The following is a 22,713-nucleotide window of genomic DNA, read 5'->3' as shown; positions in this document are numbered from 1 at the left end:
TAGGAGTGAAAGGCTAATCAAACCGGGAGATAGCTGGTTCTCCCCGAAATCTATTTAGGTAGAGCCTCGGACGAATACTTACGGGGGTAGAGCACTGTTAAGGCTAGGGGGTCATCCCGACTTACCAACCCTTTGCAAACTCCGAATACCGTAAAGTAATATCCGGGAGACACACGGCGGGTGCTAACGTCCGTCGTGAAGAGGGAAACAACCCAGACCGCCAGCTAAGGTCCCAAAGTCATAGTTAAGTGGGAAACGATGTGGAAAGGCCCAGACAGCCAGGAGGTTGGCTTAGAAGCAGCCATCCTTTAAAGAAAGCGTAATAGCTCACTGGTCGAGTCGGTCTGCGCGGAAGATGTAACGGGGCTAAACTATGCACCGAAGCTGCGGATTCAGAATTTATTCTGAGTGGTAGGGGAGCGTTCTGTAAGCGGTTGAAGGTGTACCGGGAGGTATGCTGGACGTATCAGAAGTGCGAATGCTGACATGAGTAACGATAATGCGGGTGAAAAACCCGCACGCCGGAAGACCAAGGGTTCCTATCCCATGTTAATCAGGGTAGGGTAAGTCGACCCCTAAGGCGAGGCCGAAAGGCGTAGTCGATGGGAAACGGATTAATATTTCCGTACTTGGTATAATTGCGATGGGGGGACGGAGCAGGCTAAGCAAGCATGGCGATGGTAGTCCATGTGAAAGTGTGTAGGCTAGTGACTTAGGTAAATCCGGGTTGCTGTTAGGCTGAGACACGAGACGAGTCACCAAGGTGATGAAGTTGCTGATGCCATACTTCCAGGAAAAGCCTCTAAGCTTCAGATTATACCGAATCGTACCCCAAACCGACACAGGTGGTCAGGTAGAGAATACTAAGGCGCTTGAGAGAACTCGGGTGAAGGAACTAGGCAAAATCGTACCGTAACTTCGGGAGAAGGTACGCTCCGATTGGTGATGAGACTTGCTCTCTAAGCTGATTGGAGCCGCAGTGACCAGGTGGCTGGGACTGTTTATTAAAAACACAGCACTGTGCAAAATCGCAAGATGACGTATACGGTGTGACACCTGCCCGGTGCCGGAAGGTTAATTGATGGGGTTATCTTCGGAGAAGCTCTTGATCGAAGCCCCGGTAAACGGCGGCCGTAACTATAACGGTCCTAAGGTAGCGAAATTCCTTGTCGGGTAAGTTCCGACCTGCACGAATGGTGTAACCATGGCCACGCTGTCTCCACCCGAGACTCAGTGAAATTGAAATCGCAGTGAAGATGCTGTGTACCCGCGGCTAGACGGAAAGACCCCGTGAACCTTTACTACAGCTTGGCACTGAACATTGAACCTACATGTGTAGGATAGGTGGGAGACTTAGAAGCAGAGACGCTAGTTTTTGTGGAGTCGTCCTTGAAATACCACCCTTGTAGTTTTGATGTTCTAACGTTGGCCCCTGAATCGGGGTTACGGACAGTGCCTGGTGGGTAGTTTGACTGGGGCGGTCTCCTCCCAAAGAGTAACGGAGGAGCACGAAGGTTGGCTAAGTACGGTCGGACATCGTACGGTTAGTGTAATGGTAGAAGCCAGCTTAACTGCGAGACAGACACGTCGAGCAGGTACGAAAGTAGGTCATAGTGATCCGGTGGTTCTGAATGGAAGGGCCATCGCTCAACGGATAAAAGGTACTCCGGGGATAACAGGCTGATACCGCCCAAGAGTTCATATCGACGGCGGTGTTTGGCACCTCGATGTCGGCTCATCACATCCTGGGGCTGAAGTCGGTCCCAAGGGTATGGCTGTTCGCCATTTAAAGTGGTACGCGAGCTGGGTTTAGAACGTCGTGAGACAGTTCGGTCCCTATCTGCCGTGGGCGTTTGAGAATTGAGAGGGGTTGCTCCTAGTACGAGAGGACCGGAGTGAACGAACCGCTGGTGTTCGGGTTGTCATGCCAATGGCATTGCCCGGTAGCTACGTTCGGAACTGATAAGCGCTGAAAGCATCTAAGCGCGAAGCAGGCCTCGAGATGAGTTCTCACTAGACTTTTAAAGTCTCTGAAGGGCCGTTGAAGACTACAACGTTGATAGGCAAGATGTGGAAGTGGTGTGAGCCATTAAGCTAACTTGTACTAATTACCCGTGAGGCTTAACCATACAACGCCAAACGCGTTTTATGTGATAGTGAAACAAGCGAAGAAGTTAATATAACTAAAGTAGATACTAGAAGACTTTATTATCAGAATTCCAAATTTTAGTTAGTGCGTAGTAATACGGACTGACACCCAAATTTGCTTGGTGACAATAGCGTTTTGGACCCACCTGACCCCATGCCGAACTCAGTAGTGAAACGAAACAGCGCCGATGATAGTGTAGCATTTGTTATGTGAAAGTAGGACATTACCAGGCTCCAAATACAAGAAAGCCCGACTCGAAAGAGCCGGGCTTTTTTACGTCTGCAGGAAAGTGAAAGTATTAGCCGTCAGCTATCAGCAGCACAGCGTCAACCTGACCACCGTAGCATGGGTTGAGTATCTAGAACCCCATGGGCAAAATAACGCAACGTCAACCCATCCCATTAAAAACATTAAATGTACCTTGCTATGTGGCTCTCTAGCGCTGTAGGCACTACGATATTCTACTGCGTGGTCACTACGAAGGAGCGCGCCGACGCCAAATACGTGCAAGCTCGAATCTAAATTTAGGTCTTTCGAAGGGTATATGGGCTGATAAAGTCATCAGTCCATATATTTAATAATCAGCGAGGTCGTTAGCGATTAGATAAGAATACAGTAAGCTGTTTACCTATTTTTAAATGGTCGCTCGAAAGGCTATTCCATTGTTTTAGTTTAGCAATACTCACTTTATAATGATTGGCAATTTTCCATAAGCTATCACCCGATTTAACCTGATGTTCAATTTGGGTATCGGCTAATTGAGGGAGCACAAGCTTTTGGCCAATTCTAATGGTGTTACTTTTTAGATCGTTAAACGCTTTGAGTTGGCTAATACCCACTTTGTAGCGTTTCGCTATAACACTTAAGCTATCGCCACGTTTTACTGTGTAGTGTTGCCACTGACTATAATCATTGGAATCAAGATTAGCGAGCATGTCTTTAAATTGTGTTTGTTCAGCAACTGGAACAACAATGTGGGGCGCATCAATAATTGCTGGAAAGCGGATCACACCATGGTTTAAAAATTCAAGTTGCTGCCATTGCTTTTGGTTATCTAAAATAACAGCGTCATCAATAGGCAATACTGCAATTGTTGGGCTGTTTGAAATTGTAGGAAAAGCCATTTTTTGGCTTTTTAATAATTGTGCCGCAGCTAGTAATTTTGGCACGTACTGACTGGTTTGTTTGGGCAGTTTTAAGTTGAAAAAATCAGTGGGTTTGCCTTGTTTTTTATTATTACTAATTGCTCTAAGTACACGGCCTTCACCTAAGTTATAGGCTGCTATAGCGTGATACCAGTCACCACCAAAGCGTTTGTGTAAATATTCCATAAAATCCAACGCAGCTCGGGTACTGTCTATTACGTCCTGACGTCCGTCATACCAAGAGGATATTTGCACTTTAAAATATTTAGCAATGGCAGGCGTTAATTGCCAAAGTCCAGATGCATGCTTGTGCGAATAGGCACTGGCATCAAAGTCACTTTCAATTAGCGGCATTAATGCTAATTCTATGGGTAAGTTCCGCTTTTCAACCTCTGTGACTATATAATAAAGGTAAGGCTCAGCACGGCGACTGATTTCATCCATGTAATTTGGGTGAGATAAATACCATGCAATGCGTTGTTGTACATCTGGGTGGCTAGAATTGGCAAATGTAAGCTGCGCTCGGATGCGTTGCCACACATCATCGAGTTTCTGAGGACTTAAGGGAGCTATTTGCTCAATATTTTCGTTTTGTTCTTTAACAACAATATTTGGGTTAGCTTTAATATCAGGTTGTGAAGAGGGCTGTTCGGGTGTGGTTTCACAACCGGATAAAATTAACACTAATGGCAAAATGCGGATAAATCGATTTAAAGGCACGTACTAAACTACTCCGAAAAAATGAATGCGGCTAACCTAAAGTAGGTTAGCTTAACATAGCGTGAGTTAAGAATGACTTGTAGTTGAATTTAACAGTTCCTTAAATTGATCTTTATAGCGACGTGACAGGTTTAGCACTTTACCTGTAGTGAGCTTTACTTCACTATCGCCACTTGCTAATGGCGTGATTGATTCAACCGCGTCTAATCTAATCGCATGAGAACGGTGAATACGGCAAAACCCTTGCGGCTCTAACTGAGTTATAAGTTGTGTCATGGTTGCACGAAAAGGATAAATTCGAGCGCCAATATGTAGATTTACATAATTGCCATTTGATTCAAGCCAATCTACTTCTGCTACGCGAACAATAAATTCTTTTCCCAGCTTTTTTACCAGTAGCCTGTCTAAGCTTACATATTCAGCAGTATCTTCGCCTTGACTGATCGGGGCTGCTTCACCTGTTAATTGGCTCACGACATATTGATAGGTTTTAATAACAATAGTCAAAAATAAGAATCCCCACAAATCTTTGCGGTATTCATAAAGTAACTCAAACCACACTAACCCAAAGTCATATTGCATACCCTGCATGGTGTAAATGAGTTTGCGGATAGCGACCATAATACCAATATGTAATAACGAAAAAGCAATGCTCGCTACTAAGTACAGTAATATTGAATGAGAGATTTTTTGCCAATTAAAAGGTTGGGTTTTTAATAGCCAAACTAAAGCCGGAAACAATAATAAGGTGCCAATAGCACTCGAGTATTCCCACACAAAGGGCTCCCAGAGCATAAAAGGAAGTGCGCCATCACGTTGGGCTTCCATAATGTTTGAGCTGGCATTAATGGTGTTGTTTATAAAAATATAACTACATAAAAATAAAGCCGCGTACCAAGTTTGATAGCGCTGAAAGTGCGATAAAGTGATCATTATTATTGTAACTCTTTAAAAGACCGCAATTAGACTAGCAAGAGAGTGATAAAACACCAAGTTTATATCATCCCTGATATCCACCGTTTATCCCTATTGACTGTTTTATAAGCCTTTTGTGATTGCTTAACACAGTGTGTTGTCCATAGTTGTTATTAATTACTCATAAGTTAAATCTTTTATGAATCTTAAAATAGTCATTAAAAATACAACACGTACGCTATTAAAATCTTGGGTAAATGTGTTTAACCAAGGCGAAGAGTTACCATCTCGCCGTTATGATTTAGATTGGCTGAGAGTACTTGCCTTTGGCTTATTAATTTTTTACCACACCGGCATGTTATACAGTGAAAATTGGGGCTTTCATTTTAAAAGTCAGTACTTATCCAGCGGTATTGAAAGCATTATGCTTTTATTGTCGCCATGGCGGATGGGATTAATTTGGTTTATTTCAGGTGTGGCGCTGCGCTTTATTGTTGCGCGCTTTAGTCTAGGTATGTTTTTAACTACGCGAAGTGTAAAAATATTACTGCCTTTATTGTTTGGCATTTGGTTTATTGTGCCTATTCAGCTTTATGCGCAAATGAGCCAAGAAGCCAGTTTAGCTATGGGCTTTTGGCAGTTTTACAGCCAGTTCTTTGATTTAACCAACCCTTTATTCGAGCGCTATCAAGCAGGGATTTGGCCTCATGTCGATGTGAATCACCTTTGGTACTTACGTTCGTTATGGCAATTTACTTTATTGCTGGTGCTAGCAATGCCGCTGCTTCATCACGCTACTGTGCATACAATAATCACGCGTTTATGTGGGCGCTCGTTATTTACAGTTTTTATTGTATTGCTATTGCCGCTGTGTATTTTAAAACTCAGCTGGCCGAGCGACACATTTAGATACCCCATGGGCGCGCTGTTCTTACTTTATGGTTACTTGCTTGCTTGGCAGCCTGCATTTTATAGCCAGCTACTTCGCCATTGGCGAGTGCTATTAGTGGTATTTACGTTAGGTTATATAGTTGTTGTGCTGTGTTACAACACGATTTGGCAAAACCCTGCTGCTAGCCAATGGCAAATTACCAGCATGGATATGCTGTATACTGCGCAACGATTAATGGGCGTGTTGTTAATGCTGGCACTAGCACAACGTTTTTTGAATCACGATCACCCTAAACTGGCTTTATTAAACGGTGCAGTATTCCCTTTTTATTTATTGCATCAAAGTGTAATTATTGGCCTTGCGTTTTATTTGTCGAAGCTGCAATTAAGTGGTTTTGTGGAGCCATTACTTATACTCAGCCTTACTTTCATTATTTGTTGGTTGGTGTTTATTGCTGCGCGCCGTATCGACTTAATAAGCCCACTGTTAGGAATTAAAGTCACAGGTAAATATAAAGCATGGCAAGTTAAAGTGGGCTTTGGTTGCGGGCTAATATTGGTAAGCCCGCTGATCTTTAGGTTGATTTAATTATCTGTATTGCAAATTAACTATCGCCGTAAACGACAACCTACGAGATATGCTGTGCAATTTTGTAGGTCGTGCTTTAGCGCGAAAGTACCAATGCTAATGAGTTGTCACCTTAAATGGCGTTCTACGCTCAACCAAACACACACCTAAAACAGGCGCCTTGTGGTTTTGGTACATAAATTAAATCGCCACCGTGGTTGAGCATTATTTGCCGAGAGAGGCTAAGGCCAATGCCGGAGCCTTGTTGCTTGGTGGTAAAAAATGGCACGAAGATCATATCTATCACATGCTCACTGATACCTGGTCCGTTGTCGTTGATTTCTATATAAAGTTGTTGGCTAGTGTTTTGCGCCAAGCTAATTTCGATCCTTGGTTGAGCGGCATTCTCTGCGCTGTACTTTTGGTTACTCTTTAGTACTTCAAGTGCATTTTTTATTAAGTTTACTAATACCTGTTCTATTTGGCTGCTATCAAGCATGACTAACTGCTGATTTTTAATCGACAGTTCGATATGGGTGTGTTGAACGCGTGCTTGTTGTTGATGTAAAGCGACAATACGCGTTAGCATATCGGCTAAATTTTCCGGTGTTAAATTGGGTTTAGGTAAGCTGCTAACTTGGCGAAAACGAGCAATAAAATCCCCTAAATGAGCGGTTCTTGATGCTAACGTGTTTAGCGCAAGTTGTAAGTCTTGTTTATCTTCAAGCTCATCAAAACATAGCTCTTGTGGCAGTAAATTGCTACAAGTATCAGCTAGCGATGAAAGTGGCGTAATAGAGTTAGCAATTTCGTGAGTGAGCACTTTAGTTAAGCGTTTATACGCTTGCTGTTCTTTGAGTTGTAACTGGTCGTGAATTGATTGTAGGCTCACTACACGACGAACTTTACCTTGAATTTCGGCGATACTAAGTTGAATTGAGAGAGTGTCGTGCTGCTCGCCATTTTGCCAGTAGGTGGTGCTGCGGATATTGTGTTCGGCGTTTAAAATTAACTCACCTACAGCCCCTAACTCATGCAAATGTCGAAAACTCTTCCCCAGTAATTTACTAACGGCTGGATTTGATTCGATCACCTCGCCGTTGTCATCACATACCATAACAGCTAAATCAACATGGATGAGCAAAGCTTGTAGAAACTGTGCTTGTTGCTCGGCATTAAAACGTGCCGTTTGCATTTGCGTTTTTACTTGTTCAAATTGCTTAAGCATTGGATGTTGTTGACCAAGCCCCAAGGTGCTGTCGCCATTGGCTAAGGCTCGGATCACCATTTCGGCTTGTTTTTGTTGGCGCTTAAACAGCGTAAAAATATGCGCTATTAATGCCGCTGCGACTAGCATTATTAACAATGTCGTCGCTGAAAAACCATGCGTTTGTAATACATAACTAAGCAACGCACTTACACTTATAAGTGTGGTGATACTAAACGAAAGCAATAAATTAGCCCGCATAATTATAGCCCGTACTTTTCAAGGCGGCGGTACATGGCACCGCGAGTTAAACCCAGTGCTTTGGCTGCATGGCTAACATTACCTTGATGGTGCTTAAGTGCTGCGCGAACTGTTCGTTGTTCAAGTATGTCTAAATCAAAAGTGTCGTACTGCGCTACATTGTTTAAAACCTCCGTGCTTTGGGTTTTCTCGTCAGTACTAACTGATATTGAATTACCAACCACTGAGCTTATATCGAGTTTATCCCTTTCAGTTAAAATAACCGCACGCTCTATAGCGTGAGCCAATTCACGTACATTACCTGGCCACGCGTATTGGCAAAGCGCACTCATATCATCATCGCTAACGGTTAAGCTGCGTTTATATTTTTGCGCAAAGTGTTTTAGGTAGTAATTAGCTAATAATGGAATGTCATCGCTGCGCTCCCGTAATGCCGGAAGGCGAATTTCAACGGTGTTTATCCGATACAATAAATCTTGACGAAAACGCCCCTCTGCGACGGCTTGATCAAGGTTGTCGTTAGTGGCGCAAATAAGGCGGATATCAATATCAACGGCTTTACTGCTGCCAACGGGCGTTATTTGTCTATTTTGCAGTGCAGCCAGTAATTTGGCTTGATGCTCTAGGGGTAAATTACCCAGTTCATCTAAAAATAAACTGCCACCGTGGGCAAGCTCAAATTTACCAATGCGATCGGCTTTAGCATCAGTAAACGCGCCTTTTTTGTGGCCGAATAGTTCACTTTCAAATAAATTCTGCGCTACTGCACCCATATCTAAACTCATAAAGGTTTGATTTTGGCGCATACTTGCTTGATGAACAGCATGAGCGGTCAACTCCTTCCCTGTGCCACTTTCACCGGTTATTAATATGTTGGCATCAGTTTGAGCTGCTTTTTCAATGGTGCTAAACACCTGCTGCATCGCATTGCTTTGACCTAAAAACTCAAAGTTAGGCGTGTTTAAGGCTTGGTTTAACCCTTGTTTTTGCCGCGTTAATTTGCCCACTTGCTGTTTGTCTTTTGCGTGTGAAAATGCAGCGGCGACTGCGCCAAGTAATTGCTCGTTTTGCCAAGGCTTGGCAATAAAATCAGAAGCTCCCGCTTTAATTGCATCTACGGCTAATTGAATATCGCCGTAAGCGGTCATTAATAAAACAACGATATTAGCGTCTTGTTCGATAATTTTTTTCAGCCAATAAAAGCCTTCTTTGCCACTGATTGAGTCTTGGGTAAAGTTCATATCAAGCAGTATTACGTCAACGGGTTGCTCGAGCTTGCGTTGCTCGTTAATGATGCCTGCAATGTCAAATGGATTGTCTGTGGTTTTAACACTTTGATAATGCTGTTTTAGTAATAAACGTGCTGCAATGAGAATGTCTGGGTTGTCATCAACAATTAGAAGAGAGCCTGTGTGTTTCATATTTCTTATTCTTATAGAGTTTTATTTAGCCTAAAACAAAAAGGGGACAGTGTCCATAAATGGACGTTTATAAAATAACAAAGTGTTCTATTAGCGGACACTACAAATATGTGAACAATCAAACTAAACATTAACCGTTTGAATTTATTGGTTAAATAAAACTGGCACAGCGTTTGTAATAACTATCGGTAATTAGTTTATTAAACCTGTATCAAGGTAGTCGACATGGACAAAAAAATAGAACGCTCATTTACGCAAAAGTATTTAAAAAAATTTACTTTTGCAGCTCTTACTTTAGGTGTTGCTGCGGCTGCATATGGTTTTACACAAAGCAGCGATACAGGCCGTAGCCAGAATATTGATCGTAGCAGCCTTACGGTTAGCACGGTTACACAAGGTGCCTTTAAAGATGCCTTGAGCTTGCGCGGTCAAGTGGTACCAAAAACCAGCATTTACCTCGATACTATCGCAGGCGGTCAAGTGGAAGAACGCTTAGTCGAGCAAGGCGAGTTTGTTGAAAAAGGCCAACCGCTCGTGCGCCTAAGCAATACTAACCTACAACTGGATGTAATGAGCCGTGAAGCACAAGTTACCGAGCAGCTTAACTTTTTACGTAATACGCAAATGAACATGGAAACCAGCCGGTTAAACTTACGCCGCGACTTATTAGAAATCGAATTAAAAATTACCCATTTAACACGTAGATTAAAACAAACTAAACCTTTGGTTAAAAGTGGCGTATTGGCGCAAGACCAACTAGCTGAGCTTGAAGAAGATTTAAATTATTACCAAGCCCGTAAAGAGCTCACCCTTGAGCGCCAACAGCAAGAAAATTCAATCCGTGAGGTGCAAGTGGCGCAGTTGTCAGACAGCGCTAAAATGCTCGAAAAAAATCTGCAATTTACGCGTCGAAATCTCGACAACTTATTAATCAAAGCACCGGTATCAGGTTATTTAAGCGAGCTTGATGTAGAAATTGGTGAATCAAAAAGTAGCGGCGCACGACTCGGACAAATAGATATTCCTAATGAATATAAATTAGTGGTGCGTCTTGATGAGTTTTACTTAAACCAAATTCAGCGTGACATGACCGTGTTGATTGAGCTTGAAAGCGGCATGGTGAATGCCGAAGTGAGCAAAATTGATAGCCGCGTACAGCAGTCACAATTTCAAGTAGAAGTGGACTTACCCAGTAACACTAAAAGCATAAAGCGCGGCCAAAGTATTGATATTGAGTTAATGCTAGGGGATGACAATAACAATGCCTTACTGCTTAAGCGCGGGGCCTTTTTTACCAACTCGGGTGGTAACTGGGTTTATGTAATCGAGCAAGGCAGTGATAAAGCAGTGCGCCGTGATATCCGCCTTGGCAAAAAGAATCAACACTATTTTGAAGTGCTTGAAGGGCTAAACGCTGGGGATAAAGTGATTACCTCCAGCTACAGCAACTTTGACAAAGCACAGCAATTACAATTTTAAGGATAATAACAATGATCAAACTAACTAATTTAAGCCGCGTATTTCGTACTCAAGATGTTGAAACAACAGCGCTGAGCAATATCAACTTAACCGTAAACGAAGGCGATTTTTTAGCGATTATGGGGCCCTCTGGCTGTGGTAAGTCAACGCTGCTTTCTATTTTGGGTATGCTTGATTCACCGACCTCAGGCAACTTTGATTTTGCGGGAACTGACATTGCAGGCTATAGCGAAAAACAACTAGCAGAGCTACGTAAAGAATCAATTGGCTTTGTATTTCAAAGCTTTAACTTAATTGATGAGCTAACCGTTTATGAAAACGTGGAGTTGCCATTACAGTATCAAAAAATATCAAAAAGTGAGCGTAAGCAACGCGTTGAAACTATTTTAAAACGGGTAGGTATTGATCACCGCGGCGAGCATTTACCACAGCAATTGTCGGGTGGTCAGCAACAGCGGGTAGCCGTTGCGCGTGCATTAGTGATAAACCCTAAACTCATTTTAGCCGATGAGCCAACCGGTAACCTCGACTCAAAAAATGGTGACGAAGTGATGGTTATGTTACGTGAGTTAAATAAAGAGGGCACCACGGTTATTATGGTAACTCACTCAGAAAAAGAAGGTGCATATGCTGACCGCCTAGTACGCCTACTAGATGGTCAAGTGATGGTTGATAAAGCGAATTTACAGCAACAAACATCACAAGTTTCAGACGCTGTTGTTGCGTAATGCACGTTTACTATCGTTATTTTTTACAGCATGTTCCAGTGCAATTAATAAGAGCTAGTACAGTAATCTTATTTATTACATTGAGTGCTTTTGCTCTCAAGCATGATCTGTCTTATGTGTACCTCAGTGATATGGTAAGTGATTTTGTGGCTTGCCAGCTATTTTTGTTCTAACCCCTTGGGGTAAGAAGGAATTTGATAATGTTTAAAAATTATATTATGACCGCAATGCGCTCATTTAAGCAGCAAAAACAACACTTTTTGCTCAATGTACTTGGTTTGAGTATTGGTTTGGCGGCGGCTATTTTAGTGGCTATGTTTGCCTTTAATGAAGCGTCTTATGACAAGCAGCAACCCAATGCTGAACGCGTGTATCGTGTTAATCAGTATTTTACATCCTTGGGAGTTGGCGGGCCGATGACCAACAAAGACCTTATGAATACATTTAAAGATATGGCTGAAATAGAAGACATACTATCATTAGAACCTAGTCCGCCAGGTGCTGAATTTGTTCGTGATGATGTGGGTTATAAATTAGAAAGTATTATATCGGCAAGCAGCAATATAGCTGATTTTGTGAATATTGACTTAGTTGCAGGCGACTTAGCCAAAGTGCTTAGCGCACCAAATATGCTCGCATTGAGTGAGCAGTACGCAATACGTATTTTTGGCCGTGCAGACATTGTTGGTGAAACCTTAATACAAGGTAATAAACGTTGGCAGATTGGGGCGGTATTTGCTGATTTACCTGAAAATACGCACTTCTTTTTTCAAGGATTAATTAAAGAGTTACCAGCCAATACTGAATATCAAAACATGAATAGTGCCTCTTATATTCGAGTAAAGCCAGGTACTGATGTTGAAAAGTTGGCAGAAACTATTGAGCAACGCTACATGAAAATTGCTTACGAAAGCCCAAATTTAGCAAAAATGACGCTGCATCCGCTAACGTCTATTCATTTAACTTCCAACTCTAACTATGAAATGAAAAAGAATGGCTCGCTTTCAACGCTGCGTATTTGTATTGGTTTGAGTGTTTTATTGATACTTTTAGCTGCGTTTAATTTTATTAATATGAGCATTGCACAATCGGCAAAACGTGCCAAGGAAGTAGGCGTACGTAAAGCGCTTGGCGCCAGTAAGCCACAAATTATTTGCCAGTTTTTAGTGGAGTCATTACTTATCACTATTATTGCTGCATTAATTGCCTGTATGTTGGTTGAATTACTAACACCGGCTTTTAATCAATTAGTCGATAGACAGTTATCCCTCAATTATGACTCTACGTTAGGTGCTGCAATTGCTGTTGTTGTACTGTTAATCGGCTTGCTTGCCGGTATTTACCCTGCCATGTTTATGTCGGCGTTTAGTGCCAAACGAGTGCTCAGTGGTGACATGCAGCGTGGCCGCACAGCCATTGCGGTTAGAAAAGGTTTGTTGGTTGTGCAATCGGCATTATCTGTCGGTTTAATTATTGGCGCTTTATTACTGCAACAGCAACTTGCTTATTTACAATCCCTGCCAGTGGGCTATACCAAAGAAAGTAAATTGGTTATCAGTGATATATCAGCCGAACATATATTACATAACAATAATACTGCATTACTAAATCGTATCAACGCGATTGATGGGGTGAAAAGAGCCAGTGTTATGGATATTGATGTAACAGGCTCATATAAATCGTCTCGCACATTTACCGCCGACAACGGTCAATTTACCAAACAAAGTTTACCCATTATTGGCGCAGGTAACGACATAGCCAAAACATTGGGCCTAACATTGGTCGCTGGGCGAGATTTCAGTGAAAAAATGGCTGCTGATTGGTTTAGTGAAGTCAGTGACACTAAAGCAACGGCTTCAGTCATATTGACTGAGTCGCTAGTAAAACAAGCCGGTTATGCAACACCAAGTGATGCAATTGGCAGTACATGGCGCACAAGTCCGGGCAATGGCAAAGATTTAATCTTAACGGTTGTCGGTGTGGTTAAAAATATTAAAGTAGGCAGTGTTAAAGACGCACAACCTTCTACCATCTTAATTTGTGGCTATACAAATAGTTGGGACGGCCGCGTTATCGTAGACATGGACGCTGCTAAAATACTGTCTATTAAAGCGCAGCTTGCAAGTATTTTAGAAGAGAATCTCGCAATTCGTGACCCACAAATAGATATGCTGAACGAAAACTACCGTGCGCTTTATCGTAATGATGAACGTGCAACTGAGTTTGTCACTTTATTCTCTGGCTTAGCCGTATTTTTAGCGTGCGTAGGGACCTTTGGTTTAGCGTCATTCTCGGTATTACGCCGCCAAAAAGAAGTGGCAGTACGCAAAGTACTGGGTGCATCACGCATCAGCATTATGAACCTACTGGCAAAAGAATTTTTAATTTTAGTGTTAGGAAGTGTAGCCATAGCATACCCGCTAACCTATTGGCTGGTGGGTGACTGGCTTGCTAATTTTAACGAGCGGGTTGATCAAGCGCTATGGGTTTATCTGGTTGCCGCTTTGAGTGTTGCTGCGATCACTTGGCTCACGGTTGCCAGCCTTGCCTTCAAAGCCGCCAGTACTAGGCCATCGTTAACATTAAGATATGAGTAATAACGAGTAAAGAACCCTACTAAAGGTCTATCAGAATACCGATAGACCTTTTTCAAATATCTTTAATTCTTACAGCAGGATTACCGGCAACAACAGTGTTCGCAGCCACGTCTTTAGTTACTACCGACCCTGCGCCCACAACAGCGTTTTCACCAATGGTAACGCCAGCTAACACAATAACTCCCGCGCCAATCCACACGTTATTACCGATAGTAATCGGTGCTGCAAAGTTCTCTTTATTGAGCCGCTCTGTGGGGTTAACCGCATGAGATACGGCCAATAGTTGAACGTTCGGACCGATTAAACAATCGCAGCCAATGCTTATAGCTCCTTCATTTATTGGCGCATCCAACACAGTGCAGTTAATGTTTATAAAAGTACGATCACCTATATGCATTTGCGAGCCATAGTCACAATGAAAGCCCGCTTCAATAATTACTCCATCACCACAGTGTGAGCATAATTCTTTTATTCGCTTTAAATTACCTTTACTGGGGCTTTTATTAAATAAGCGGCAAATTTCGTGCACAGCTCTACGCTGCGCTAGATTCTCTTTACTAATACTATTAAATGACTGCATATCAATTTTGTTTAACTTAAATAATGGTGTCTAGCTTAACCTACTTTAAGCATGATGATAATTTGAATAAAACTGTGTTTTTTTTACGCATTCACTTGCCATTTATTATGTTTCGTTTAAAATTCACTAACTTTCGAAACGAAACTTAATTGTAATCACTTATGACCAAACGAAACACCCAGCAACGCCGTCATCTGATCCTTAGCCAAGTAAATGAGCTTGGTGAAGTGGCTGTTGAGACTCTTGCTGAACAGTTTCAAACATCAGAAGTAACTATTCGAAAAGACTTAACCTCGCTTGAAAAAAGTGGTTTATTACTGCGCCGTTACGGCGGTGCTATTGCGCTACCAAAAGAGATTGTAAGCGATGAGATTGATTCTAAGCGCAAAGTGGCCATTGCCAAAGCGGCAGCATCGCTTATAAAAGATCATAACCGCATTATTATTGACAGCGGGCGCACCACTGCAGCAATGATCCCTGAGTTGGCTACAAAGCAGGGGTTAGTTGTTATGACTAACGCTATTAAAGTAGCAACGCGTTTATTAGCACTTGAAAATGAGCCAACACTTTTGATGACAGGTGGCACGTGGGATCCGCATTCAGAATCGTTTCAAGGGCAAGTAGCCGAAAATGTTCTATGCTCATATGATTTTGATCAGCTATTCATTGGTGCTGATGGCATTGATGTAGCGCGTGGAACAACCACGTTTAATGAACTTGTTGGATTAAGCCAAGTGATGGCTAAAGCGGCGCGCGAAGTTATTGTGCTGGTTGAGTCAGAAAAGATTGGCCGAAAAATACCAAATTTAGAATTACCGTGGCAAACAGTAACCACATTAATAACCGACAGTGGCTTAGCAAGTAATAAACGTGCAGCCATAGAGGCGTGTGGTGTAAAACTAATTTGCGCAGAAATTATGGAATAGCAACTAAAACGTAAGTTGCTAGAATTAAAAAATTAATGGAGACACTATGTGTGGAATCGTTGGGGCTGTTGCAGAACGTCCAGTAAATAAAATCTTAGTTGAAGGCCTTAAGCGTCTTGAGTACCGCGGTTATGACTCAGCAGGTGTAGCTTTACTTGAAGGCAATACACTTAATACAGTTAAAGCAGTTGGTAAGGTTGTAAACTTAGAGTCAGCACTTGAACAAGCTGGTGTTAGCGGCCACACAGGTATTGCACACACTCGTTGGGCGACTCATGGCGGTGTAACTGAAGCCAATGCTCACCCACATGTTTCAAGCAATCAATTAGCGCTTGTGCATAACGGTATTATTGAAAACCACGCAAGCTTGCGTGCAGCACTTAAAGGCGACGGTTACGAGTTTTTATCAGACACCGACACTGAAGTCATGGTGCATTTAATTCATCAGTTACGTCAGCAGCACACCACTTTATTAGCGTCAGTTCAAGCTGCTGTTAAGCAGTTTGAAGGTGCATTTGGTACCGTTGTGTTTGATAAAGCGAATGATAACGAAATTATTGTAGCTCGCTCAGGTAGCCCGTTAGTTATTGGTTTAGGCCTTGGTGAAAACTTTATTGCTTCTGATCAACTTGCATTATTACCAGTGACTCGCAGCTTTATCTTCTTAGAAGAAGGTGATGTAGCGCGTATTACTCGCGACACTGTAGAAATTTTTGATGCAGATGGCGATGCTGTAGAGCGTGAAGTTGTTGAATCAAACATCACACAAGATGCATCAGGCAAAGGTGATTACCGTCACTACATGCTAAAAGAAATTTATGAGCAGCCACTTGCAGTACGTAACACTCTTGAAGGACGTTTAAACGATGACCGCGTAGCGATTGATGCTTTTGGCGATAGCGCACAGCAAATATTTAAAGACGTAAAACACGTACAAATTATTGCCTGTGGTACGTCATACCACTCAGGTATGGTTGCTCGTTACTGGCTTGAGCAATTTGCAGGTGTTAGTTGTAACGTAGAAATTGCCTCTGAGTTCCGTTACCGTCAGTCATTTGTACACGAAAATAGCCTACTAGTAACGATTTCACAATCAGGCGAAACGGCTGATACTTTAGCTGCGCTTCGTTTAGCTAAAGAGCAAGGCTATATGGGGTCAATGACTATTTGTAACGTACCAGGCTCATCGCTTGTACGCGAATCAGACCTTGCCTTTATGACCAAAGCTGGCGCTGAAATTGGTGTAGCCTCTACTAAAGCATTTACTACGCAGCTTGTTGGTTTGTTAATGCTTACTGCGTCTATTGCGCAAGAGAAAGGCTTAGATCAAAGCGCGATTGTTAACGCTATTAAACTGCTACCAGCTAAATTAGAAGAAACGCTATTGTTGGCTGACGGCATTGCAGACCTTGCAGAAGAGTTTGCTGATAAACACCACTCACTGTTTTTAGGTCGCGGGTCGCAATACCCAATCGCGATGGAAGGCGCGCTTAAGCTTAAAGAAATTTCGTATATTCACGCAGAAGCCTACGCAGCAGGTGAGCTTAAACATGGCCCATTAGCGCTAATTGATGCCGACATGCCAATTATTGTTGTAGCACCAAACAACGAATTGCTTGAAAAGCTTAAATCAAACGTAGAAGAAGTACGTGCACGTGGCGGCATTATTTACGTATTCGCTGATAAAGACTCACACTTTGAGTCAGACGACACAATGCGTGTAATCAACGTAAACCACGTAGATGACGTAATTGCCCCTGTTGTATATACAATTCCACTACAGTTACTGTCGTACTATGTAGCGGTCATTAAAGGCACTGATGTTGACCAACCACGTAACCTAGCAAAATCGGTTACTGTTGAGTAAAATCAACAGGTTGGTAAATCCAGAATAAAAATTAAAAAGGCGCTCAATGCGCCTTTTTTTATGCCTGAAACTCTGTTAGCTTAAGTAACTCATTATTCTCTAAGGGATTAGTTATGCGTTTATTTGCTGTTCTGTGTTTTATTAGCTTTAGTATTTTTAGTTCACAAAGTGCCTTTTCACAATCTGGGACTAAACAGCAAAGTGCTGATTACTCTGTGCACACGCACACTTTTAAGTCGGCTGTTTTAAACGAAGAACGCACAGTTGTCGTTCAATTGCCTAAAAGCTACCAAGCTGAGCCCGATAAAGTTTATCCGGTAATATATCGCTTAGATGGAGCGGGTAATATACCGCTTGCAAGTGCTGTTATTGAGCGCTTACAAAATGATAATCGTGCGCCTGAGGTTATTATTGTCGCTATTGAAAACACTAATCGACTTAGAGATATGTATCCTACAGTGAATAAAGAGCCACAAGGGCCTGTCGGTGAAGGGGGCGGCGCGGCAAAGTTTTTAGCGTTCTTTGAACAAGAGCTCATTCCTTTAGTAAATAAGAACTATCGCACGCATGACTATAAAGTGATTGCTGGCGCATCTGCTGGTGGTGTATTTGCGCTATACGCGTTGCAGGCAAATCCCGAACTATTTCAAGCGCATATTGCGTATAGCCCTGCAGTTTGGTGGAATTATGGCGCAATGGTAAAAAGTACAAAATCGTTTATAACTAAAAACAAAGAGCTTAACAGTTACGTTTATATCAATATCGGCGAAGAAGCCGGCATAATGCGAGAAAGGTACAATGAATTGCAGCAAACTATACAATCGCATAAAGTGCGAGGGTTACGCTTCTCTAGTGATGCGTTTGATGGTATCTCGCATAACTTAACCGCTGCTGCAGGCGTATTTAATGCCTATTACAACCTATTTCTGCCTAAACAAATGCCAATGAGCGCTTTAACTGACGATTTAGCGTCTATTGATACTTATTATCAAAACTTATCTCAGCAATGGGGTGAGCAAATATCTCCACCAGATCGCGCTGTTAGATTACTTGGTTATAACTTAACGGACAGCAAGCAGTTTACCCGTGCTATAGAGGTGTTTAAGTACAATATAAAAAATCATCCTAAATCAGTCGATGCGCTTTCAGCCTTATCTTATGGCTATGAAATGCAGGGTGATACTCGCCAAGCGCTTGAACAGATGGAGTCTGCTTTAGCCATTGCAGATGACTCATACCCTTATATAAATTACTTAAAAGAAACAAAAGCTAGGTTACAAGCAGAACTTAGCAAGAACTAATAATATTGCTAACTTAGTTGTTGGCTTTTTATGAAAGCCTCTTTAGGTTTGAAGCGCTTACGTTGACAGTTAAATTAATTAAAAGAGTAGGGCTTAAGATAAAAATATTGATTTTTAACGTGATTAAAGACTTACCAAACAAATTAGAAGAAGCAATATTACTTGCTGATGATATTGCAGACTAAGAAGAGTTTACTGATAAATACTCATACTGTGAGTCAGATGACCATGCGTGTAATCAACGTAAACCATGTAAATGACGTGATTGCCCCTCTTGTATATACAATTCCACTACAGTCACTGTCGCACTATAAAGCGGTAATTAAAGCACAGATGTTGACGAACCACGCAATTTGGCAAAGTCGGCCTAAAAATTTTAAAATCAATAGGCGACAGGTTTGATGTAAAAGGCGCTTTGTGCGCCTTTTTAGTCTGCGCGATTACCTAAATCATAGGCAAAGTAGCCATAGGCAATTACGAACATCAAACCTATAAATGATATATGCATTACGCGAGCTAAAATTAGATCGATAGGTCTGGCGTGTCGCAAAATAGCTTCGTCATTAACAACCGTCGCCTTTACGGGTTTTTGTCGCCTTATTACTTTGCCATACATGCTCACTCTTATGCCCAGCCCTTTATCCCAAAGTGGTTCATGTATCCCTTCCTCGCGCATTTTTTTCTCAATATGTTTCATTGAAATACGAGTAAAGCATAAAGTCGAAATTAGATAGCTAATTATTATTGGTAAAGATATAAATAAAAAAATCTTTTCAGGAATCACATACATAATTTAAAACCAATTCATATCAGAGAAGTAAGCATATATTAAGGTACAAGTGATTTTCTGTAGCATAAAACCTTCTGCCTATAATTTCGTCATGAAATTAATAAGCGCGCTCACCTAAGTCATATGCAAAATAACCATATACAGCTAGGGTCATCATAATTACGAAAGAGTAATGCATTGTGCGAGCTAAAATTAAATCGATAGGTCTGGCGTGTCGTAAAATTGCTTCGTCATTAACAACCGTCGCCTTTGCGGGTTTTTGCCGCCTTATTACTTTGCCATACATGCTCACTCTTATGCCCAGTCCTTTATCCCAAAGTGGCTCATGTATTCCTTCCTCACGCATTTTCTTCTCTATGTGTTTCATTGAAATACGAGTGAAGCACAAAGCTGAAATAAGAAAAGCAATTATAAATGGCCCAGTTATTATCCAGTAAAAAGTTTCAGGCATAAGATACATAGCTTAAAACCAGCTTATATTAGAGCTAAGGTCATAAACTAGACCTGAGAAACCCTTTCCAACAGCATCACCAACTTTACCTGCAGCATAACCAGCCCCCAAGCCTACACCTATAAGAATTACCCAGCCAACTGGACCCATTGCAATTGCTATTCCTACCCCTGCGGTTATAGTCGTACCGCCAACATATGCTCCTGCAGCTGTCCCTAAACCAAAACCTGTAGCTTCCCTTACTGCACTGCGCTGCCAGTCTTTACCTGCTTTGTAATCGTCATAAACGCTATCAGCTCGAAGACCTGCATCAATCGCAATGACAAACTTTCCTGCAATATTGGATCCTTGCTCTAATTTACGTAAGTGCTGTATGTTAGCTAAAGAAGTTAATTGCAAGGGAGCTGAACTTCTTGCGCTTCTTGCTGTATCTATGCCTCGCTGCGCATTAGACCAGATATTACCCCGTGCAGATGCTTTCACTTTGCCTTTGAATTTAACCATTTCTCTTTTAAATACAGTGTTTAACTCTAGATGGGCTTGCTTTGCTTTGTTACCTAGTTTGATTAATTCTAATTTAGGCTGCTTGTTCTGCGATGCTTTTCTAATTTCAATTAAGCTAGTTTGGTATTTTAGAATCGCTTTTCCAAATGTACTTAATCTCACTTGGCTTGACTCTAATGAGGTAAGTGCTGCGCCAGTGGCAGTCAAGGTATCAAGATTTCTTCCAAGAACTTGTTGACTCGTTAAACCTCTTACTTTATCAACATATGGAGATATTTCCGCATCGTATAGCGCGGCAATAGCCAAAGCATCTTCATCACCGAAGTTGTTTACTATAGTACTGACATTTCTCTTTGTATGCTCAGGCCAAGACACCGTATTATCAAGTGCACAAGCTATGTCTGGACGAGAGCGCCTGAAATCACTCATATCCCCAGATTGTGGAGTTCTTAAAATGAACGGGGTTCCTTGAGGTATAAAGTTACCTATAATATGAGGGTTATCCTCTCTAAATCGCTTTAATTGCTCTAAGTCATTACTGTTAAAAGGTAAACTTGCTCGACTTTTCGTATTGAAACATAAATCAAATTGAGACATGACATTTCCTTGTATCTAAAATTAATCCATCAGGCCGCAAAAATAACACACTTGAAATGCTGAAATCAATAATACAGCGTGTTCAGCTATTATTTGTAATGATTGATGTATGTGAAAAATAGTATTAATGCAAAGTGATATTCAGTGAATCATCGTTTAATAAAAAACAAGATGCATTTTATTTAAATCACTAACCTCTACTTAATAGCTGCTAAATACGCTAAAATTACAGGCTACTTTTTAGCAATAAGCCCGTAATAAATATGACCTCAGCCACAAGCCCTAGCACCTTCAACGAACTTGGCCTTATTCCAGAGCTAATTGCTCGTTTGTCTGATCTTGAATACACGCAACCTACGCCGATTCAGGCAAAAGCAATTCCAAGTATCTTGGCGGGGAGTGACTTAATTGCGGGGGCAAATACCGGCTCAGGTAAAACGGCAACTTTTGCATTACCTATGCTACAAACGCTATTTTTAGCGCAAGGTGCGAATAAAACGCCGAGCAAAGGCAACTTTGTTTTAGGATTAATTTTAGTGCCAACGCGCGAGCTGGCAACACAAGTGGCTGATAGTGTTAAATCATACTCTGCTAACTTTAATGGTGCGATTAAAACCGTAGCAGTGTTTGGTGGTGTGTCGGTTAATACCCAAATGCAGGCACTGCGCGGTGGTGCTGATATCATTGTTGCAACGCCAGGGCGCTTGCTCGATTTAATCTCAAGCAATGCGATTAAGCTCGATAAAGTAACAACCTTAGTGCTTGATGAAGCTGACCGCATGTTAAGCCTTGGCTTTACTGAAGAGCTTGCTGAGCTATTAGCCCTTATGCCTGCTAAAAAACAAACCATGTTGTTTTCAGCGACGTTCCCAGAGCAAGTCACACAATTAACGCAAGAGCTGTTAACCAACCCTGTTGAAATACAAGTACAAAGCAAAGACGAAAGCACTTTAGTTCAGCGCGTATTTACGGTTAATAAAGGCGAGAAAACCACGGTTTTAGCGCACTTAATTAAAGCGCATCAATGGCGCCAAGCACTTATTTTTGTCAACGCTAAAAAAGATTGTGAGCACTTAGCCAGCAAACTTGAAAAACGCGGCGTGAACGCACAAGTATTCCATGGCGATAAAGGCCAAAGCGAGCGTACTCGCGTAATTGAAAAATTTAAAGCTGGCGAAATAGAAGTACTTATTGCCACCGATATAGCAGCCCGTGGTTTAGATATTGCCAAACTGCCTGTTGTTATTAACTTTAACTTACCGCGTAGCCCAGCTGATTATATGCACCGTATTGGCCGGAGCGGCCGTGCTGGTGAAGTCGGTTTAGCGTTATCGTTAATTGATTATGAAGACTTCCATCACTTTAGAATTATCGAAAAGAAAAACAAACTTCGCTTAGAGCGCGAAGAGGTAGCAGGTTTTGCTGTAAACCAAGCCAACCTTGATGCGGCTGAGGCGCTAAAAAACGATAAGCCAATGGCCAAGCCTGAAGGCACAGGTAAGAAAAAGAAGAAAAAATCCAACCAAGAAGATGACGTATGGAGCGGCTGGAGAAAAAGATAAGCCTTAATACATATGAGTCATTAAATCCAAGTCATTAAAAACCCTGCAAATTTG

At 41.8% G+C, this 22,713-nt stretch carries 16 protein-coding genes, 2 rRNA genes and 1 pseudogene (1 of these 19 cut by a window edge); 11 read left to right on the top strand and 8 right to left on the bottom strand.

Annotated features, from left to right (window positions below):
- Both ACNSN3_RS14755 and rrf read left to right on the top strand, forming a co-directional pair.
- Positions 1 to 2,129, top strand: a 23S ribosomal RNA gene (locus ACNSN3_RS14755) (it extends 756 nt beyond the left edge of the window).
- A gap of 137 nt (positions 2,130 to 2,266) precedes the next feature.
- Positions 2,267 to 2,381: ribosomal RNA gene (gene rrf, locus ACNSN3_RS14750) — 5S ribosomal RNA — on the top strand.
- Positions 2,382 to 2,742: 361 nt separating this feature from the next.
- Here rrf and ACNSN3_RS14745 read toward each other — a convergent pair.
- Positions 2,743 to 4,014 carry a LysM peptidoglycan-binding domain-containing protein gene (locus ACNSN3_RS14745; protein WP_418607926.1) on the bottom strand — a complete coding sequence of 424 codons (1,272 nt, stop codon included), beginning with the start codon at positions 4,012 to 4,014 and terminating at the stop codon, positions 2,743 to 2,745.
- 66 nt (positions 4,015 to 4,080) lie between these two features.
- Positions 4,081 to 4,944: a LytR/AlgR family response regulator transcription factor gene (locus ACNSN3_RS14740; RefSeq protein WP_418609082.1), complete on the bottom strand. Its 864-nt coding sequence runs from the start codon at positions 4,942 to 4,944 to the stop codon at positions 4,081 to 4,083.
- Positions 4,945 to 5,128: 184 nt separating this feature from the next.
- On the opposite strand from ACNSN3_RS14740, the gene ACNSN3_RS14735 reads away from it, so the two are divergent.
- Positions 5,129 to 6,409, top strand: a complete 1,281-nt coding sequence (locus tag ACNSN3_RS14735) for an acyltransferase family protein (RefSeq protein WP_418607924.1) — start codon at positions 5,129 to 5,131, stop codon at positions 6,407 to 6,409.
- Between the two features lie 130 nt (positions 6,410 to 6,539).
- On the opposite strand, the gene ACNSN3_RS14730 is transcribed toward ACNSN3_RS14735, so the two are convergent.
- Entirely contained in the window at positions 6,540 to 7,856 is a 1,317-nt protein-coding gene (locus ACNSN3_RS14730; RefSeq protein WP_418607922.1) for a sensor histidine kinase, read from the bottom strand.
- A gap of 2 nt (positions 7,857 to 7,858) precedes the next feature.
- Positions 7,859 to 9,277 carry a sigma-54-dependent transcriptional regulator gene (locus ACNSN3_RS14725; protein ID WP_418607920.1) on the bottom strand — a complete coding sequence of 473 codons (1,419 nt, stop codon included), beginning with the start codon at positions 9,275 to 9,277 and terminating at the stop codon, positions 7,859 to 7,861.
- Between the two features lie 225 nt (positions 9,278 to 9,502).
- Between ACNSN3_RS14725 and ACNSN3_RS14720 the strand changes: the two genes are divergently transcribed.
- From ACNSN3_RS14720 to ACNSN3_RS14710, 3 genes are all read left to right on the top strand, one after another.
- Positions 9,503 to 10,756: an efflux RND transporter periplasmic adaptor subunit gene (locus tag ACNSN3_RS14720; protein ID WP_418607918.1), complete on the top strand. Its 1,254-nt coding sequence runs from the start codon at positions 9,503 to 9,505 to the stop codon at positions 10,754 to 10,756.
- Positions 10,757 to 10,767: 11 nt separating this feature from the next.
- A complete protein-coding gene (locus ACNSN3_RS14715) occupies positions 10,768 to 11,484 on the top strand; it encodes an ABC transporter ATP-binding protein (RefSeq protein ID WP_054202739.1) in 717 nt (238 codons plus the stop codon).
- Positions 11,485 to 11,684: 200 nt separating this feature from the next.
- The gene (locus ACNSN3_RS14710) at positions 11,685 to 14,081 is read left to right on the top strand and encodes an FtsX-like permease family protein (protein ID WP_418607916.1); all 2,397 of its coding nucleotides are present in this window, start codon (positions 11,685 to 11,687) and stop codon (positions 14,079 to 14,081) included.
- A gap of 52 nt (positions 14,082 to 14,133) precedes the next feature.
- On the opposite strand, the gene ACNSN3_RS14705 is transcribed toward ACNSN3_RS14710, so the two are convergent.
- Entirely contained in the window at positions 14,134 to 14,661 is a 528-nt protein-coding gene (locus ACNSN3_RS14705) for a sugar O-acetyltransferase (RefSeq protein WP_418607914.1), read from the bottom strand.
- A gap of 161 nt (positions 14,662 to 14,822) precedes the next feature.
- Between ACNSN3_RS14705 and ACNSN3_RS14700 the strand changes: the two genes are divergently transcribed.
- The 4 genes and pseudogenes from ACNSN3_RS14700 to ACNSN3_RS14685 form a co-directional block, all read left to right on the top strand.
- A complete protein-coding gene (locus ACNSN3_RS14700; RefSeq protein ID WP_418607912.1) occupies positions 14,823 to 15,587 on the top strand; it encodes a DeoR/GlpR family DNA-binding transcription regulator in 765 nt (254 codons plus the stop codon).
- A gap of 46 nt (positions 15,588 to 15,633) precedes the next feature.
- The gene (glmS, locus tag ACNSN3_RS14695; RefSeq protein ID WP_075170726.1) at positions 15,634 to 17,454 is read left to right on the top strand and encodes a glutamine--fructose-6-phosphate transaminase (isomerizing); all 1,821 of its coding nucleotides are present in this window, start codon (positions 15,634 to 15,636) and stop codon (positions 17,452 to 17,454) included.
- Positions 17,455 to 17,567: 113 nt separating this feature from the next.
- Positions 17,568 to 18,755 (top strand): alpha/beta hydrolase-fold protein, encoded by a 1,188-nt coding sequence (locus ACNSN3_RS14690; RefSeq protein WP_418607911.1) that lies wholly within the window; start codon positions 17,568 to 17,570, stop codon positions 18,753 to 18,755.
- Between the two features lie 191 nt (positions 18,756 to 18,946).
- Positions 18,947 to 19,126, top strand: a pseudogene (locus ACNSN3_RS14685) (hypothetical protein); the annotation flags it as partial.
- A gap of 56 nt (positions 19,127 to 19,182) precedes the next feature.
- On the opposite strand, the gene ACNSN3_RS14680 reads toward ACNSN3_RS14685, so the two are convergent.
- The 3 genes from ACNSN3_RS14680 to ACNSN3_RS14670 all read right to left on the bottom strand — a co-directional run bounded on the left by ACNSN3_RS14680 (position 19,183) and on the right by ACNSN3_RS14670 (position 21,097).
- Positions 19,183 to 19,545, bottom strand: a complete 363-nt coding sequence (locus ACNSN3_RS14680; protein WP_418607909.1) for a hypothetical protein — start codon at positions 19,543 to 19,545, stop codon at positions 19,183 to 19,185.
- A gap of 97 nt (positions 19,546 to 19,642) precedes the next feature.
- The gene (locus tag ACNSN3_RS14675; RefSeq protein WP_147154738.1) at positions 19,643 to 19,996 is read right to left on the bottom strand and encodes a hypothetical protein; all 354 of its coding nucleotides are present in this window, start codon (positions 19,994 to 19,996) and stop codon (positions 19,643 to 19,645) included.
- Between the two features lie 12 nt (positions 19,997 to 20,008).
- Positions 20,009 to 21,097 (bottom strand): hypothetical protein, encoded by a 1,089-nt coding sequence (locus tag ACNSN3_RS14670; protein ID WP_418607907.1) that lies wholly within the window; start codon positions 21,095 to 21,097, stop codon positions 20,009 to 20,011.
- Positions 21,098 to 21,360: 263 nt separating this feature from the next.
- Here ACNSN3_RS14670 and ACNSN3_RS14665 point away from each other — a divergent pair, with 263 nt between their 5' ends.
- Entirely contained in the window at positions 21,361 to 22,659 is a 1,299-nt protein-coding gene (locus ACNSN3_RS14665; protein WP_418607906.1) for a DEAD/DEAH box helicase, read from the top strand.
- The last annotated feature ends 54 nt before the right edge of the window (positions 22,660 to 22,713 follow it).

The sequence above is a fragment of the Pseudoalteromonas sp. US3C1004 genome, assembly GCF_048401065.1.
GTDB lineage: Bacteria > Pseudomonadota > Gammaproteobacteria > Enterobacterales > Alteromonadaceae > Pseudoalteromonas > Pseudoalteromonas undina.
Note: the sequence above shows the minus strand (reverse complement) of the source record. Positions and strands in the feature narration are given on the sequence as shown.